At 46.3% G+C, this 16871-nt stretch carries 17 protein-coding genes; 11 read left to right on the forward strand and 6 right to left on the reverse strand.

Going from position 1 to position 16871, the window contains the following annotated elements; translation table 11 throughout:
• Positions 1–4 precede the first annotated feature (4 nt).
• Positions 5–916 (forward strand): DMT family transporter, encoded by a 912-nt coding sequence (locus tag SIC45_RS00415; RefSeq protein ID WP_319630652.1) that lies wholly within the window; start codon positions 5–7, stop codon positions 914–916.
• A gap of 34 nt (positions 917–950) precedes the next feature.
• On the opposite strand, the gene SIC45_RS00420 is transcribed toward SIC45_RS00415, so the two are convergent.
• A complete protein-coding gene (locus SIC45_RS00420) occupies positions 951–1466 on the reverse strand; it encodes a GNAT family N-acetyltransferase (protein ID WP_319630653.1) in 516 nt (171 codons plus the stop codon).
• Positions 1467–1602: 136 nt separating this feature from the next.
• On the opposite strand from SIC45_RS00420, the gene SIC45_RS00425 reads away from it, so the two are divergent.
• On the forward strand, positions 1603–1836 hold the full coding sequence (locus SIC45_RS00425; RefSeq protein WP_319630654.1) for a hypothetical protein: 234 nt from the start codon (positions 1603–1605) through the stop codon (positions 1834–1836).
• A gap of 55 nt (positions 1837–1891) precedes the next feature.
• Positions 1892–2752, forward strand: coding sequence for a DMT family transporter (locus SIC45_RS00430; RefSeq protein WP_319630655.1), 861 nt, complete (start codon positions 1892–1894; stop codon positions 2750–2752).
• A 36-nt stretch (positions 2753–2788) separates the two neighbouring features.
• Here SIC45_RS00430 and SIC45_RS00435 read toward each other — a convergent pair whose 3' ends face one another.
• The 3 genes from SIC45_RS00435 to SIC45_RS00445 form a co-directional block, all read right to left on the reverse strand.
• On the reverse strand, positions 2789–3430 hold the full coding sequence (locus SIC45_RS00435) for an NAD(P)-dependent oxidoreductase (RefSeq protein WP_319630656.1): 642 nt from the start codon (positions 3428–3430) through the stop codon (positions 2789–2791).
• Positions 3431–3500: 70 nt separating this feature from the next.
• Positions 3501–3911, reverse strand: a complete 411-nt coding sequence (locus SIC45_RS00440) for an Rrf2 family transcriptional regulator (protein ID WP_298784547.1) — start codon at positions 3909–3911, stop codon at positions 3501–3503.
• A gap of 200 nt (positions 3912–4111) precedes the next feature.
• Positions 4112–4993 (reverse strand): cation diffusion facilitator family transporter, encoded by an 882-nt coding sequence (locus SIC45_RS00445; protein ID WP_298784549.1) that lies wholly within the window; start codon positions 4991–4993, stop codon positions 4112–4114.
• A 295-nt stretch (positions 4994–5288) separates the two neighbouring features.
• On the opposite strand from SIC45_RS00445, the gene SIC45_RS00450 reads away from it, so the two are divergent.
• Positions 5289–5543 carry a hypothetical protein gene (locus tag SIC45_RS00450; protein ID WP_298784551.1) on the forward strand — a complete coding sequence of 85 codons (255 nt, stop codon included), beginning with the start codon at positions 5289–5291 and terminating at the stop codon, positions 5541–5543.
• A 196-nt stretch (positions 5544–5739) separates the two neighbouring features.
• Entirely contained in the window at positions 5740–6312 is a 573-nt protein-coding gene (locus SIC45_RS00455; protein WP_319630657.1) for a YdcF family protein, read from the forward strand.
• 37 nt (positions 6313–6349) lie between these two features.
• Here SIC45_RS00455 and fdhA read toward each other — a convergent pair whose 3' ends face one another.
• Positions 6350–7564 carry a formaldehyde dehydrogenase, glutathione-independent gene (fdhA, locus tag SIC45_RS00460; RefSeq protein WP_319630658.1) on the reverse strand — a complete coding sequence of 405 codons (1215 nt, stop codon included), beginning with the start codon at positions 7562–7564 and terminating at the stop codon, positions 6350–6352.
• A 146-nt stretch (positions 7565–7710) separates the two neighbouring features.
• Between fdhA and SIC45_RS00465 the strand changes: the two genes are divergently transcribed.
• A complete protein-coding gene (locus tag SIC45_RS00465; RefSeq protein WP_298784556.1) occupies positions 7711–8037 on the forward strand; it encodes a winged helix-turn-helix transcriptional regulator in 327 nt (108 codons plus the stop codon).
• Positions 8038–8124: 87 nt separating this feature from the next.
• Complete coding sequence (locus tag SIC45_RS00470) at positions 8125–9051, forward strand: N-acetylmuramoyl-L-alanine amidase (RefSeq protein WP_319630659.1); 927 nt, start codon at positions 8125–8127, stop codon at positions 9049–9051.
• Between the two features lie 213 nt (positions 9052–9264).
• Here the strand turns inward: SIC45_RS00470 and SIC45_RS00475 are convergent, their stop codons facing one another.
• Entirely contained in the window at positions 9265–10155 is an 891-nt protein-coding gene (locus tag SIC45_RS00475; protein ID WP_319630660.1) for a C40 family peptidase, read from the reverse strand.
• A gap of 261 nt (positions 10156–10416) precedes the next feature.
• On the opposite strand from SIC45_RS00475, the gene SIC45_RS00480 reads away from it, so the two are divergent.
• The 4 genes from SIC45_RS00480 to SIC45_RS00495 all read left to right on the forward strand — a co-directional run bounded on the left by SIC45_RS00480 (position 10417) and on the right by SIC45_RS00495 (position 16862).
• Positions 10417–11649 carry an Nramp family divalent metal transporter gene (locus tag SIC45_RS00480; protein WP_319630661.1) on the forward strand — a complete coding sequence of 411 codons (1233 nt, stop codon included), beginning with the start codon at positions 10417–10419 and terminating at the stop codon, positions 11647–11649.
• A gap of 150 nt (positions 11650–11799) precedes the next feature.
• Positions 11800–14223 carry a Lon protease family protein gene (locus SIC45_RS00485; RefSeq protein ID WP_319630662.1) on the forward strand — a complete coding sequence of 808 codons (2424 nt, stop codon included), beginning with the start codon at positions 11800–11802 and terminating at the stop codon, positions 14221–14223.
• Between the two features lie 134 nt (positions 14224–14357).
• Complete coding sequence (locus tag SIC45_RS00490; protein WP_298784570.1) at positions 14358–15371, forward strand: LacI family DNA-binding transcriptional regulator; 1014 nt, start codon at positions 14358–14360, stop codon at positions 15369–15371.
• A 63-nt stretch (positions 15372–15434) separates the two neighbouring features.
• Complete coding sequence (locus SIC45_RS00495; RefSeq protein ID WP_319630663.1) at positions 15435–16862, forward strand: aldehyde dehydrogenase family protein; 1428 nt, start codon at positions 15435–15437, stop codon at positions 16860–16862.
• The last annotated feature ends 9 nt before the right edge of the window (positions 16863–16871 follow it).

Consider the following 16871-nt stretch of genomic DNA (forward strand, 5'->3'; position numbering starts at 1 on the left):
CAGTATGGCTGCGTATATTATGCTTATTATGGTAGTGTTTTTTTATTCTGGAAATATCCTGGTTGGAAAAGCCATCAACGAGCTGCCTCCCTTTACAATAGCTTTTTTCAGGCTGATGATAGCCTTTTTATGCATCGTACCGCTTGGATGGAAGAGCGCCTGGAAAGCAAAAAACATATTCTGGGCACACAGGCTGCCGCTGATTGTTTTAACAGTTACAGGAGTTACGTTTTTTAATACCTTCATTTATGGAGCGCTCCAATTTACTTCATCCACCAATGTTTCTGTACTGGAAACAATAATTCCGGCAGTAACCGTTTTGTTAAGTACATACATTTTAAAAGAACGGCTGCGCTTTATTCAATGGATTGGGGTCGTACTGTCAATTGTAGGGGCCCTTTGGGTTGTAATGAATGGAAGATTGTTTGCCATAGCAGAAATGAACTGGAATGCCGGCGACGGTATTATGGTAGGGGCGATAGCCTGCTGGTCCATTTATTCCATCGCTGTCAAACGTTATATGCATCTGTTTCCCCCCTACGGGGTCCTGCTCGTAATGACGGGGATATCAATTATAATTTTAGTTCCTTTTATTACGGCGGAGTGGCTCTTTCTTGGCGTGCCTTCCTTCACCCTAAGCGAGCAGCTGCCGAGCCTTGCTTACCTGGGGCTCTTTCCAGGGTTCATTGCTCTATTGTTTTACAACCGGGCGGTGGACCAGCTTGGAGCCTCAAAAGCTTCGGTTTTCCTGAATTTCCTTCCGGTGGTTACGATGGCTGGGGCGGTGCTTTGGCTCGAGGAAACGTTAACACCGGCCAAGGTAATAGGGGCGCTGATTGTAATAGCCGGGGTTCTGCTGACTACCCAGGGGAGACCAAAACGATTTCCAGGAGGGCACCCCAGCAGAAAACCATAAAAAGCTGCTTCTCCCGAACAGGGAGAGGCAGCTTTCATTGTTCCACTGGTGTCTCTGGGCCGGAGAGGGCACGCTGGTAAAAAACAAGGTCAAGCCATCGTTCAAACTTGTATCCGGCCTTTTTCACCGTGCCCACGTATTCAAAATCCTCTGTTTCGTGCAGATAGATGCTTCCCGGATTGGAAGAATCTATGCCGGCAATCATGGTGGCGAAGCCCTCCTGTTCCGCATGGTCGATTAATTTGCGGAGAAGAGTGCGGCCAACCCCGGCGCCACGGGCACGAGGGTGGACATATACTGAATGCTCGATGGAGTATTTGAAAGCTGCCCATGGGCGGAATGGACCGTAAGCAGCATACCCCTGAACCTTTCCATTTTGTTCATAAACAAAAACCGGAAGACCGTTTTTGTTTTTTGTGCGGAGCCATTCCAGCCGGTTTTCTGCCGAATATGGATGGTAATCGTAGACAGCGGTGGTGTTTAGAATTGCATCATTATATATCTCGGTAATTGCGTGAATATCGGCTTCTTCAGCCTGACGGATGTTCATAGGAATTCTCCTTTCTCCGCTTAAAAATAATACAATTCCCAGCTTTTCGCAATCATTATGTATAAAGAAACGACGAGCAGGGAATATATTTGAAGGACCATACAGAGAAGAGATTAAACAGGAGGGAGAGCAGGAAATGACACTAAAAGTAGTTTTTGATTCCGGAGTCGCCGGCAGTGACCGTATTCAGGTGAATGATGAAATCACGCTGACGTATACGTGCGAGCATTATGAGCCAATAGACAGCTCTCCTTATTTCAAAGTGAATTTTGAGACAGAGGATCCTTTCGAACCACAGGAGGGAATTGTCTATTTTAATGGGACGAATTCCAGAGTGGACAAGTATGGTCATGTGTTTTATCTATTATAAAAAGAAGCTGCCTGTGCGGCTTCTTACTACATAAGAACAAGTAGGAGTGCGGGCCATGTGGTTTATTTTAGCGCTGTTAAGTGCCGTGGTATTTGGATTTTCCTCTTTTTTCATGAAGGTTAATTCTTTTTGGAGGCTGCCGTTAATGCCATTTTTGACGGGGCTCTACACGAGTGGGAGCGTCGGTTTTCTGGGATATGCTCTAATGGAGGATTCGTTTCATTTGAGCCTGGCAGTGCTTTTTGGAGGGATAATGGTGGGGGCCGGATCCACCTTTGGAAATCTTTTATATATGAAAGCTTTAAACGTTGGGCCGGCGAGTCTTTCTTCTCCGCTGGTAAATACCAACATTCTGCTGATTGTTCTGCTGGGTGTGTTTGTATACGGTGAACAAATTGGAGCAGTTCAGTACGCGGGCATTGGGTTCATTATGGCAGCCATTGCTGTACTGCCGTTGGATCCGAAGGAGGACTTCTCGATAAAAGGAGGCGTATGGTACGGGTTTATTTTAACAGCCACGTTATTTATGTTTTTCCGGAATGGAGGACTGAAAATAACAGAAGAAGCTGGACTTGAAAATACGCCGGTATTGTTTACAGGCTATCTGTTTGGCATGCTTTATTCGTTATATGGTTGGAGCCGGGAAAAGAATCAGCAAGCCCGTGATGCCACTCATTTACATATGAAAAAGGCATTTGGATGGGGGCTGGTTACAGGGATTTTTTCGTTTGGGGGAATGCAGCTCTACGCTGCTGCTCTTCGGGAAGGACCGGCAAGTATCGTTTCTCCTCTGTTTGCGGCCCACGCGCTTTTAGTAGCACTGCTATCGATGCTTTATCTAGAGGAGCGCATTACAAGATATCAGGCGGTAATCCTTGCAGTTGTCCTTATGGGGGTCATTTTTCTGCGCCTGTAATAAAAAAATCCGCCAAAAAAGTGGCGGATTTGAATTTTATGCGCGTTCGCCAACGACAGCGAAACGCTGGTTTTCATGAGCTGCTGTTTCTATTTCATCGACAACGGCCACCGCGTAGTCCGCATAGCTGATATAGCTTTCGTGATTGCTGTTAAGCGGCAGTACGTCCTCGGAGGTGGAGTAGGAGCCGGTTCGCCTGCCCTCTACATCAAAGTTTACAGCCGGACTGATAAACGTCCACTGTAAGCCGGTTGTCTGCTGAAGATCCTGTAAATTCCTGTTCTGCCCGTTAGCGGTAGGCTTCACCGCCTCGGGAAATTCCGGCGTTTCCACGACCCGGGTGGTTTTTGCGTTGTCTGTAAACAGGCTGCCGGCGCCGCCTACAACGATAAGACGGACATTTCCAGCTTCTTTTATAATAGAAATGAGATGCCGCCCGGCGTTTACATGTGCTTCTTCTTCCCCGAGTCCGGCTCCAAACGCATTCACCACCACATCAAAATCCGATACGTCTGATGCGGTTAACGAAAACAAATCTTTTTCTTTTAAATTTAAGCTGCTGTCAGGAAGCTTCGAAGCATCCCGGACGATGGCTGTCGTTTCTATGCCCCGGGCTTCTGCTTCTTTTAAAATACGGCTGCCGGCTTTTCCGGACGCGCCGATAATTCCTGCTTTCATACATCAATCACACCTTTTGTTTATAGCTTTTGAAGATACATATTATGAGTGAAAATTGTCTCTTCCTATTTTATACAAAGAGATGGGCCGTGACGTCTGCCAGGCTCTGCTTTTCCAGTTCTGCTTCCATGGCATTCTGTGCCCGCTTAAATGAGTCCTCCAGGGCGCTTTGAATATTTCGGCCGACAGGGCAGTCAGGGTTTGGGCTGCTGTGAGTGGAAAAAAGCAGGTCGTCCTGCTGAACTGCCCGGTAAATATCAAGAAGCGTAATATCTTCGGGCGCTCTGGTAATTAAAGAACCGGAGACTCCGGGCTTTGTCTGCAGCAGGCCTGCCTGCTTTAACATACCTGAAATCCGGCGGATAACGACAGGGTTTGTATTAACGCTTGCTGCGATGTAACTGGAACTGAGTCTTCGCTCCGGTTCACTTGCAAGCAGCGAAAGAATATGCACAGCGACAGAGAATCGTGTATTTATCATTGCTGGTCACCACCTGTAGCTTTAATGGTTACGAAACAATTATAGGATCATCGTTTATAAAAGTTTAGTACCATTTCTGATTTCGGCATCCTGGCTTTTAAATTGAACGCTATCAGCCAAGTGCTTTTAACTATACCCATTTTTATCGATAATAGAACTAGAAATTGAGATGGGCCGGATCTCTTGAATGAAAGCTGTGTTCAGTGTTCAGCATTTTCGGGCTCCACGTGCACATGAACGTCATGTACACCATGCTGCTCAATTAAAGCATATTCCACCTTTGTAGCTGTGTTGTGTGCTTCCTGGATATCGATTGAAGGGTCTACCAGAATGGTAATATCAACCACGGTGTTGTTTCCGTAATTTCTTGCTTTAATATTTCGGACCTTCTGCACATCATACAGTTTGGAAATTGTTTCCCGGTAATCTTCAATTTTATTTTCATCGAAGCCGTCGGTGAGCTGGAGCGCCGCGCCCCGGAAAACGTCCCAGCCGGTTTTAATAATTAACAAGCCTACAAGAGCAGCTGTCAGTGGATCAAGCCAATACAGCTGAAACTGAGCGCCAATAATGCCGATAACTGTGCCGATACTCACCATGGCATCGCTCCAGTTATCCTTGGCGGCGGCCATGATGGATGGGCTGTTAATTTTTTTGGATAAATTTTTGTTGTAGGTGTAAACGCCGAACATACAGACGGCGGCAAAAGCGCCGACAAAGGCAGAAATTAAGCCGGGAGGATCAGAAGGCCCGGCGAGAATAGATTGCACCGCGCTTACAAATACCTGAAGACCGACAGCAAGCATAATAAAAGAAGTAAATAAAGAAGCCACCATTTCTGCCTTCCAATGGCCGTAAGGATGGTCGGCATCCGGCGGCTTCTGGGAATAGCGGAGGCCGAACAAAACAGCGATCGACGCGATGGTATCTGTTAAATTATTCAAACCGTCGGCACGAAGAGCCGCAGAATTAGCCAGCTGGCCGACGGTGAGCTTTAAGGCAGAGAGAAATAAATAAGCGAAGATGCTGATGATAGCTCCCCGCTCTCCACGTTTTAAGTTACGAATACGTTCATCATTCATATTGACCCGGTCCCCTTGCGCAATTGATCGAACTATAGAGTAGCAGGAAAACTGCCATTGAGTCTACAGCAACGTTTTTCTACAAAGGTATAAAAATAACTAAAGGGAAAAAAAGTTGTTTGATGGCAAAAAACGTAATAATGTATAAAGTGCAAGCTTTTTGTTCCCAATCGTCTGTAATATTTGTTATACTAAATCCATCAACCAGTTATATAACAATGAACCATTCGTTATGCTTGGGTTAAGAAACCATCAGTAGCAACGGATGGCATCAGCTATCAAGGAGGCCAATAGAATGGTTGAAAGAAATGCAGACGTAGAAGAATTTTTAAATTCGCTCCCGGAACAGCAGAGCTCGATATTCCGCTACATGCGAGATGAGTATGAAGCATTGGCAGAGCGGGGCGAGCGGTTCGACGAAGCTAAGAATGACGAATACGTGGAAACTCTGGCCAGTAAAAAATTCGACGTTTCTCCTTTAGAAGCTGGAAACATTTATGCGACGGTAGAATCGCGCATTAACGCTTTTGAAGCCCTGCGTTCTTCGTAAAAAAACTCTAAAAGACCAACGATGATAAAAACCTGCTGAGCCAGCAGGTTTTTTTATGCAGATAAGCTGACAAGAGATGGTGCTGGGTAATAATACTTCGTATTGAGAGCTCTGCTGTCCAGAAATAGCTGTTAAGAAGAACGGTCTTTCTGATACAATATATCCGTACCTTTCATTAGAGGCGGAGGAACAAGGCATGAAAAAGATCTTTTACAGTCTGCTTTTTGTTATAGGAGCAGCTTTATTAATCAATGCATCGTTTTTTGCACTTCCGCAAAAAACCGTAGCATCCCTTTTAACACACCAGGACGAGCCGAAAAACGCAGATGTTATTATTGCTCTTAGCGGCGATTTTGAACGTTTATATACGGTAGCTGATTTAATGGAAAAAGGCTATGCGGATAAAGTGATCTTAACCAATGGAGAAGATGGCAGCTTTAATGAAAACCTGGCTGTGCGCGCTGGAATACCTGAAGAGGCGATTATTATGGAAAACAAGGCAGTCAGCACTCATGAAAATGCTGTATATTCAAAGGAAATCATGCAGGAGCGTAATTTTGATTCTGCTCTGGTGGTAACGAGTGATTACCATATGAAACGAACCAAATTTCAATTTGATGATGTAATGGCAAATACAGGCATTACTCTGGATTATGTACCTCATGTGCATGCAAAAGAAGCCTGGGGGGCTAAGCACGTACAGCTCTGGAAGGAATTTTATAAACTTACCGGCACTATAGGAATCGAATCCTGGGACCGGATGTCATAAAAAAACGAGCAGAGAATATCTGCTCGTTTTTATTTATTTAAGACCGGACAGAACCGTGTGGATCAATAACGAATTTCTTCGCGGCCCCTTTGTCAAAGTCCTGATAGCCTTTAGGTGCGTCGTCGAGTGAAATCAGCGTAGCGTTTACTGCTTTGGCAATCTGCGCTTTATCGCTTAGAATCAATTTTAACAAGTTGCGGTGATATTTCATGACCGGTGTCTGCCCGGTAACGAACGTATGGGCCTTCGCCCAGCCTAAACCGATACGGATTTTTAGGGAGCCCTGCTTGGCGTCGCTGTCAGAAGCGCCGGGATCTTCTGTAACGTACAGACCCGGGATACCCAGCTGCCCGCCGGCTTCTGTAACTGTCATGATCGAGTTCAGTACGGTAGCTGGAGCTTCTTTCGCGTCTGGCCCGTGGCCGGATGCTTCAAAACCAACGGCGTCAACGGCGCAGTCTACTTCCGGTATGCCGAGGATCTGCTCAATCTGTTCGCCAAGACTGTCATGCTTTGTTAAGTTTACAGTTTCGCAGCCGAAGCTTTCTGCCTGCTTCAGACGCTGTTCATTAAGGTCGCCCACAATAACAACGGAGGCGCCGAGAAGCTGGGCGGAGTGAGCGGCTGCAAGCCCTACAGGCCCTGCACCGGCGACATACACAGTAGACCCGGGACGTACCCCTGCAGAAGCGGCTCCGTGGAAGCCGGTTGGGAAAATATCTGAAAGCATGGTCAGGTCCATAATTTTTTCCATCGCCTGCTCTTTGTCCGGGAAGGCAAGCAGCTGAAAGTCTGCATAAGGAACCATAACATATTCAGACTGACCGCCTACCCAGCCGCCCATGTCTACATAACCATAAGCGCCTCCAGGACGTTCAGGGTTCACATTTAAGCATATATGAGTTTTCTGTTCTTTACACAATTTACATCTGCCGCACGCTACATTAAACGGTACAGAAACAAGATCGCCTTTTTTAATAAATTCTACGTCGCGTCCTACTTCCACTACTTCCCCTGTAATCTCATGTCCAAGAGCCAGTCCTTTAGGGGCGGTTGTTCTGCCGCGAACCATATGCTGGTCGCTTCCGCAAATGTTTGTCGTCACAATCTTAAGAATAACACCGTGTTCACATTTTCGTCCTGCATTTGACGGCGGGACCCCCGGGCCTTCGTGAAGTACTAAATCAGGATAGCCAATGTCTTGAATCTCAACGTTACCAGCACCTTGATAAACCACTGCTTTGTTGCTCATCCTTTGATTCCTCCTCATAGTAGTGAAGTAGGAGCGCTTACGCCCTACTATCAGTGTATGTGATAAATTGACAGCAAGGAAGTACGCACTTTCTTGTTTGTTGCTTTCTGTCATGATACTATGTATAAAAAAGGGAGCGCTTTCATATGATGGATCCATTCCAGGCACATTGCGAGATGGAAGTGACGCTGGCTGTAATAAGTGGTAAATGGAAAGCAGATATTGTCCGGATACTCTCCGATGGTACTCCCCGAAGATACGGCTTCTTTCAGAAAAACCTCCCTGAAGTTACCCCGAAAATATTGACGAATCAGCTTCGTGAGCTTGAAAATGCAGGTATTTTGACACGTGTCATTTATCCAGAGGTGCCAGTCCGGGTAGAGTACCAGCTTACGGAAGCCGGAACGGGTCTTCTCCCGATTTTAGAAGCAATGGAAAGATGGGCTCAAAGCTATACGAAAAAATTTCAGTAAAGTGGTTGTAAAATACAGTCCGGCATCCCCTTTTATATATAGAAGCCGCAATATACCGGCTGACTATATGAAAAAGGGGATGTTTTAATGTTTCAACAACTGCCTCAGCTCGTCGATGTACGGGGAAGCGTAAAAAGAAATGGTTCTTATCAGAAGCGGTCGCTATCACAGATTACAGGCATCGCTAGACACCATTCAGCAACAACAAGCGGTGACGCTTTTTCCTTTGCCAATTATCATGTGGATACGCTTGGCTGGCCGAGCGTCGGTTATCATTTTGTAATTACAAAAGACGGAACGATTCAATGGGCCAATGGGATCGACCGGATTTCATACCATGTAGGAAACAACAACACCCCATTAATAGGCATCTGCCTGGTCGGAAGCGGTTCATTTACCGAGGCGCAGGAGCGCTCATTCTTTGATCTTCAGGCGGCCTTAAGAGGAACCGATGGTGTAGAGGTTTCCACTAGTGACGTAAAAGGACACCGGGAGTATCCCGGCCACTCATCAAATACTTGCCCGGGCATCGATATGGATATTGTGAGAGAAGCGGTGCGTGAAGGTCACCCGGTAGGAGAAGATTTAACACCGACGCTTCGCCCAGGCGACAACGGTCCGGCAGTCGCCCGAATGCAGCAGCTGCTGATGGAAGCTGGGGAGAAGCTTCCGCTGTACGGCGCAGACGGCGATTTCGGAGACGAAACAGAAAATGCGGTCCGTTCCTTTCAGGAGTCGCAAAATTTAACCGTAGACGGCATTGTTGGCCCAAACACGTGGGAAGCTCTTGAAGCCTCTGCAGTTAAAGGAAAACTCGCGGTAATACTGGCCGAGGTGCTGAATGTCCGTTCCCGCCCGTCCTTTGATGCTGATGCAGTAGCAGGAACGGTCAGTCAGGGAGAAGCATTCACCATTATGGAAAAAGTGAAGGTGGACGGAAGCAGCACTGAAATGTTCCGGTTAAAATCAGGGCTGTATATCACTGCCCATCCAGGCTATGTGCAGGTAAAATAAAATGTTCAGAAGATGGGTGCCATAGAGGCATCCATCTTTTTTACTATTTTTTTCTTATTTATAATATTTATCCAAATAGATGGTTTTTTTCTATATAATGGTCATTATGCAGTGTTAAAAAAAACAGAATATTCCAGAAGTTAATGCACATCTTCATGAAAAAACCGCCTCCTGCAAACAAGCAGGGAGGCGGTTAATTAAAAGATGAAGGAATTAATCGATTGATTTTGCACCGATGTAGTGCTCTTCCCAGTAATCACTGTTCGTGTCAGCGACTTCGACACCGTTTGAACCGGAGTGGATCATTTGACCTTCCCCGATGTAAAGGCCGCTGTGAGAAGCGCCTTCTGTGTTGTACGTATCTTCATAAAAGACAATGTCGCCAACGCTTGGCTCGTCTACGAATTCACCGTTGTTCTGCCAGATGCCTTCATGGGTTCTGGAAAGGTCTGTTCCGTTTTCCTCAAACACATAGTTGATAAAGCCACTGCTTCCGAATCCGCTTGCTGTAGTCCCGCCCCATTCATAAGGAGTGCCAAGTACACTTTCCGCAGAAGCGACAAGTCCGGAATCAGATGTATTGGCTGATGTGCTTTCAGCGGTCGGCTCTGAAGATTCTTCAGAGGATGCAGAAGCCACTTCTTCGCCTTCATCATTATCTTCGCTGTTCTCGCTGCTGCTTTCTTCTGTTTCACTGCCGGCCTCGGAGGTGCCGTCTGTTTTGTCTAATGCTCCCATTGTTTCAGGGCCTGCGATGCCATCTATGCTTAAGTTATTTTCTGTTTGAAATGCTTCTACAGCCTGTACAGTTTCATCATCGTAAGTACCATCAGCTTCGGAGTTATAGTAATCAAGGTCGCTTAAAGCCGACTGAAGAGATTCTACACTGCTGCCGGTATCGCCGAGATAAAGCAGGTTATCATCAGCAGATTCAGTTTCGTTTTCTGTATCGGAAGAGTCACTTTGGCTGGAGCTGCTGCTTTCGTCTGAATCAGGATCAGCGAATGCATCGGCATTTCCGCTTAAAGCCGGTGTTAAAGCTAAAGCCGTAACGACGGCTGAGGATAATATATATTTTGGTGCTTGTCTGTTGGATTTAAACATTCAGGTTCCTCCTTGTGGTGTTGATCAATTTATCGAACCGGGAGTAAGTGTAACAGACAAAACAATTCGGGAGGTTTCAGCCAGATTACGTTTTAATAACGTTATTTATGAAAATAGGACATAATTAATGATCAATTCCTATTTGATATAGAGATAAATGGCGGGAGGAAGGAAAGGAGCCAATCTCAACAGCTGTAATATTTTTAATAAAATGAATATTACGATTATTTATAAAGCTAGTATTTAAAAGGAGGTCGAACAATGGAGAGAACAGAAAAGAGGCCGCTGAGAGAAAGAGTAAAGGTGCTTGGTCCGGGAGTGATTGTAGCAGCATCGTTTATAGGACCGGGAACGGTAACAACGGCCACAGGTGCAGGAGCCTCTTTTGGCTTTGCCCTGCTCTGGGCAGTGGTTTTTTCAATTATTACCACCATCATACTTCAGGAGATGTGCTCGCGGCTGGGGATTATTACAGGAAAGGGGCTGGGAGCGGCAATCAGGGACCAGTTCACAAACCCGCTGCTGAAATACGGATCCATGTGGCTGATGATTATCGCTATTGTATTCGGCTGTGCTGCCTACATCGCAGGGGACTTACTCGGTACTTCTTTAGGATTAACGACCTTGACGGGCGTTTCTGAAAATACGATCGGTCCTGTCGTAGGCATTATTATTTTATTGATCGGTCTTAGTGGAAGCTACAAGCTCATTGAACGGGTCATGATAGTACTAATTACGGTCATGAGTATAACGTTTGTGACTACAATGGTCACGGCACAGCCTGATCCCGGCGGTCTGTTTCGGGGTGCTTTTGTTCCATCGATTCCAACGGGAGCTATTATTACCGTGATTGCAATTGTAGGTACCACGGTTGTTCCTTATAATCTGTTTCTTCATTCCGAAAATGTAAAAGAACGCTGGAGTGAGCCGCGGCATTTAAAGGAAGCACGTCTGGACGTGTTTTTGTCCATTGGCTTGGGCGGCTTAATTACTGCAGCGATTTTAATTACGTCCGGGGCTACAATCCGCGGTCTGGAAGTAGAGTCCGTGGCAGATCTTGCTTTGCAGCTTGAACCACTGCTTGGCAGCTGGGCCACCGCTTTTATCAGTATCGGCTTATTTGCCGCCGGTTTTTCTTCCGCGCTTGCATCACCGCTCGGGGCCGCAGTTACCGTCAGCAGCGTATTGAAGTGGGAGCGCGGTATGAAAAATATCCGCTTCAAACTGGTGTTTTTGTCTGTGATGGCTATTGGAATTATTTCCTCCGGACTTGGGTTCGAGCCACTCGATGTTTTACTTTTTGCTCAGGCATTAAACGGTCTTATACTGCCCTTTGTCTCAATTATGCTCCTGGTTATTATGAATAACAAAAACCGCCTTGGCCATTACGTGAACCACTGGAAGATGAATCTGGTGGGTGGGATTATTGTTTTAATCTGCGTATTTCTCGGCGTTTACAGTATTGTAGATGCGATTATGAGCTTTAATTCGTAAACTGCCTGTTTTTCTTGAAGGAAAATAAAAAAGACGCAGCATAGGAGTGACGAGAACGGGAATAGATAGTACAAATCGGTACGGCACTCTGGCCCGGACGCGAAAGCAAAAAGCGCATTAAAAACGGGCTGGTGAAAGGAGGGGCGCTTCATGAATCATCATGATTATGAAAAAAGGCTTGCTCTGCATGAGCTGTCCCCAGCAGAGCTTCGTTTGGAATTTAATGCTGAAGCCTTCTCATTTGAAACGACAGAGGACATGAACGATTTCCCTTATGAAATGATCGGCCAGGAGCGGGCCGAGCGGGCCATGGAGTTTGGTCTTTCAGTAAGCCAGGCGGGGTATAATTTATTTGTAGTCGGTCCCACGGGGAGTGGAAGAATGACATATACCCAGCACAGTGTGGAAAACCTGGCCCGGAAACAGAAGCAGCCGGATGATTGGTGCTACGTGCATAATTTTGATAATCCGGACCGCCCGGAAGTGCTTTCATTTCAGGCCGGGGAAGGCCAGCGTTTCCGCCGCGAGGTCGAAGAGCTTCTGGTAAACATCGGGCGTGAACTAAAGACAGCGTTCTCAAGCGACAATCACGAAAGACAAAAGCGGGAAATGTTTGAACAACTGCGTACGGAGATGGACGAGCTGTGGAAAGAAACTGACCAGTTTGCCGTGCAGCATCATTTCAAACTCGAACGCATGCAGAACGGCATTAATAAAATTCCCCTTCAGCGCGGTCAGCCAATGAACAGGGAGACGTACCAGCACCTGCTTGAAGCAGAAAAGGAACAGCTGAGGGCAAACGAAAAACTCGTGGAGGAAAAAGTGCAGGACGCTCTCCGGCGTGTGGCCAAAATGGAGGAAACCTTCCGTAAAGACGTGCAGATATTTATGGCAGACACAGCCTCGGCCGCGGTACAAAAGCTATTTGAGCCGCTTCGCAGGCAGTACGGTCATATGCCAAAGGTAACGGCTTATTTAACCGCCTACGAGCGGGACGTTGTAGAGCATTTTTACTTTTTTGCCGAAGGCCAGGGACAGGATGGCTCGGCGGGGGCACTTGAAGGAATGAAGGAAAAACAGTATCAGCGGTACGTGGTGAATCTGCTCGTCAACAACAAGCATTTAGACGGAGCCCCGGTAATTTACGAATCGAATCCGACGTATCACAATCTGTTTGGCAAGGTGGAATACCAGGGGCAGATTGGCAGCCTGGTGACGAATTTTACTTTCATTAAACCAGGAGCGGTGCATCTGGCGAACGGCGGCTATTTGATTCTTCAGGCGGCGGATTTACTCCAGCATCCAGGTGCCTGGCCGGGATTAAAACGGATGCTTCAGACCGGGCATGTGCATATTGAAAACTCCTATGAAGAGCGGGGGCTGCTGCCAACCAGTGCACTAAAGCCGGAGCCCATTCCCTTCCGGACAAAGGTTATTATTATTGGCTCTTATTATGTTTATGATCTGCTCTCGAGGCTTGATGAAGAGTTTGATAAGCTGTTTAAGGTCAAAGTAGAGTTCGATACCGTCATGACCAAAAGCAATGAAAACAGCTGGAAAATGGCCGGATTCGTGAAAAACTACGTTCAGGAAGAAGGCCTGCTTCCGTTTCACCGGGAAGCTGTGGCCAGAGTGATCGACTACAGCTCCCGATTAATAGATGAACAGGGAAAAATGACTACCAGGTTTCAGGATATTACAAAGCTGCTCGTAGAATCCAGCCACTACGCGCTGCAGGAGGGTAATGCTTACGTCAAAGCAGAGCACATCTTCCGGGCGCTTGAGGAAAAATACAGACGCTCAAGCCATATTCCCGAACAGTACCGGGAGAAAATTCACGATGAAACGATCATGATTCAAACGGAAGGCTACCGGGTCGGGCAGATTAACGGACTGGCTGTGATGGGAACAAGAGACTCCATGTTTGGCATACCGACGAAAATTACGGCGCAGACGTATGTCGGGAAAAGCGGGTTGATGAACATTGAGCGTGAGACGTCTCTCAGCGGCCAGATTCATCACAAGGGCATGATGATTTTGACCGGCTTTCTTTCTGGCCAATTTGCTAAAAACCGTCCTATTCCTTTATCGGCGAGCATCACTTTTGAGCAGACCTACAGTCTGATCGATGGCGACAGCGCTTCAAGCACAGAGCTGTACGTGCTGCTTTCATCTTTGGCAGAAGTACCTATTTACCAGGGTATAGCAGTAACCGGCTCGGTCAATCAGTGGGGAGAAATTCAGCCAATCGGCGGTGTTAACGAGAAAATCGAGGGTTTCTATCATATTTGCCGGGAAAAAGGGCTGACCGGCAGGCAGGGGGTCATTATCCCGAAGCAGAATGCCCGCAATTTAATGCTCGCTCGAGAGGTTGTGGAAGCGGCGGAAGCAGGCAGCTTCCATGTATGGGCAGTCGGCCATATTTCGGAGGGTATGGAAATTCTGACGGGTGAACGGGCGGGAGCGGTACGCCGAGAGGACGGCACGTATCCGGAAGGTTCGGTATTTGCCCGCACGGAAGCCCGTTTTAACCGCATGTATGAAATGGAAATCCGGCAGCATGGGACGGAATAATTAGCGGAGAGCACAGCCTGTAAGCGCGGGCTGTGTTTTTTATAAAATTGAGAAAATTGCTCTTGACTTTTCATGTATGCGGTTCCATAATAAAACCAAGTCACCGTGAATACGTATTCACCAGGAGTTAAAAAATGATTTCTTCCAAAGAAGTTGCCAGAGAAGCAGGAGTATCCCAGTCGACAGTGTCCAGGGTGCTGAATAATTCCAACAAGGTAAGCAAGGAAAATGTAGCAAAAGTCACAGAAGCAATGAGAAAGTTAAACTACAGACCAAACGCTATAGCCAGGTCGTTAGTCAGTAAGCGTTCCAAAACAATAGCGCTTATATCGGGCCCGTTGCATAACCCCTTTTTTGTGGAAACTACTTCATCTATTGTGAACTACGCGAAAGAGAAGGGGTATAACACAAACGTTTTTTTTGAAAACAATGGAGACAATATGGCTGTATATGAAACGGTTCTCTCCATGCAGGTGGACGGTATTATTTTATCTTCGGTTTTCATGGATGATCCCATTCTTCAAGAATTGCAGAACTCTCAAATACCTTATGTAATGTTTAACCGCAAGCATAACGAAGGTGGAAATTTTGTTGAATTAAATAATTACCAGGCTGGAAAGATGGCTGCAGATCATTTATATCAGCTCGGGCACAAGTATATAGGCTTCATCGGAGGGCCGATGTATACATCCACTTTTTACGGCCGGTATTTAGGATTTACGGAAGGAATAGCGGAACAAACCATGGAGACTGATAAAGTTTTTTTAAACGAAACGGACACCAGTGAAGAAGCAATAGCAGATGCCATCTTTAAAATGATGGGGCGCAAAGAACGTCCTACAGCGGTGTTTGCTGCTACAGATGCTATAGCTATTACTGCCATGGATACACTCATGGAACTCGGGTACCGGATCCCTGAAGATATTAGTATTTGCGGAGTGGACAATGTACGGATGGCCCGGCATCATGCGTTTGAATTAACCACTATCGGTGCCCAGTCCAATAAAAATTTAGGAAGACTTGGAATTGAACACCTTATTAATTCCATTGAAGCCGGAAAAGAAAATATGTCCCCGATCCAGGTTACCCTGGAACCTGCGCTGTATCAAAGAAAGACGACGGGACCTTTTAAACCAGGCTCAGTATAAACTGAGCGGTTTAATTTCGCTTCCAAGAATACGTATTCACGAATTTTGTTAGGAGGATGAAGGATGAAAAAGGGTTTGTTTTTATCAGGAGAGGATAAGGCGGCTGAAAAATATTATTCAGTTTTTAATCCCCATACGGAAGGTTTGATTGGAGAAGCAGCTGACTGTACCCCCTCCGAGATGAGTGAAGCAATAGAAAAAGCAGATGAAGCGTACAAAAAAATGAAAGCGTTAACATCAAACGAAAAAGCTGAGATTTTATTCCGGGCTGCAACGATTCTGCGGGATAGGGAGGAAGAAGCTGCGAGGATTATCTCTCAGGAAGCCTGTAAACCGGTAACTGCTGCCCGCACAGAAGTCCAGCGGACCGTGCAGACGCTGCAATTTTCAGGCGAAGAAACCAAGAGAATGAACGGGGAATACTTACAATTAGACGCTGCAGAAGGCGGTGAAGGACGGGATGCTTATACACTCCATGAATCAATCGGAGTGGTCGGAGCAATTACTCCTTTTAATTTTCCATTAAATCTTGTTACTCATAAGGTTGGCCCGGCAATAGCCGCAGGAAACACTATCGTGGTTAAACCAGCGGAGCAAACTCCTTTTTCAAGCATGCTCCTGGCAGAAATATTAAGTGAAGCAGGTCTTCACCAAGGTGCAATCGCAATAGTTCCTGGAGATGGAAAAACGCTGGGAGAGGTAATGCTGAAGGATGAACGGATTAAAATAATATCTTTTACCGGCAGCCCGGAAATAGGAAAGCTGCTCAAAGCAGAAGCCGGCCTGAAAAAAATGACTCTTGAATTAGGAAGCAACTCGCCGATGTATGTGGATCAGTCATGCCGCGGGGAAGTGAGTGAAGTGGCTGAGAAATCAGTTAAAGGGGCGTTCGCTTATAATGGCCAGGTTTGTTTGAGTACACAGCGCATTTATGTGCATGAAGAAATTTTTGATGAATTTATACAAGAGTGCTCAGAAAAAACTGCCCGGCTTCAATTCGGAGACCCTTTGGAAGAAAGCACGGAGGTTTCGAGCCTGATTAATAAAAAATCACAGCAGCGCCTGTATGAATGGATTAAAGAAGCAAAAGCAGAGGGAGCAGAGGTTCTGGCAGGAGGAGAAAAAGTTGGTAATGGTCTAGAGCCAACGATTTTATCCAATGCTTCTTCTACATCCTCTATATCCTGCAAAGAAGCTTTTGGGCCGGTAGTGATCATCAACAAAGTAAAAAACTCTGAAGAAGCTCTGGAACAAATGAATAACAGCCGATTTGGCCTGAATGCGGGGGTGTTTACAAATGATCTGAAACAGGCCGTTGATATGGCACATCGCATAGAAGCCGGGCAGGTTCTCATTAACGATGTCCCTACTCTCCGTTTCGACCATATGCCCTACGGAGGAGTGAAGGATTCCGGCTATGGAAGGGAAGGGGTAAAATATGCTATCGAAGAAATGACGGAATTAAAAATGATAAGTATAAAATACCGTTAAGGAGAGAGT

The sequence above is a fragment of the Marinococcus sp. PL1-022 genome (genome assembly GCF_033845285.1).
GTDB lineage: Bacteria > Bacillota > Bacilli > Bacillales > Marinococcaceae > Marinococcus.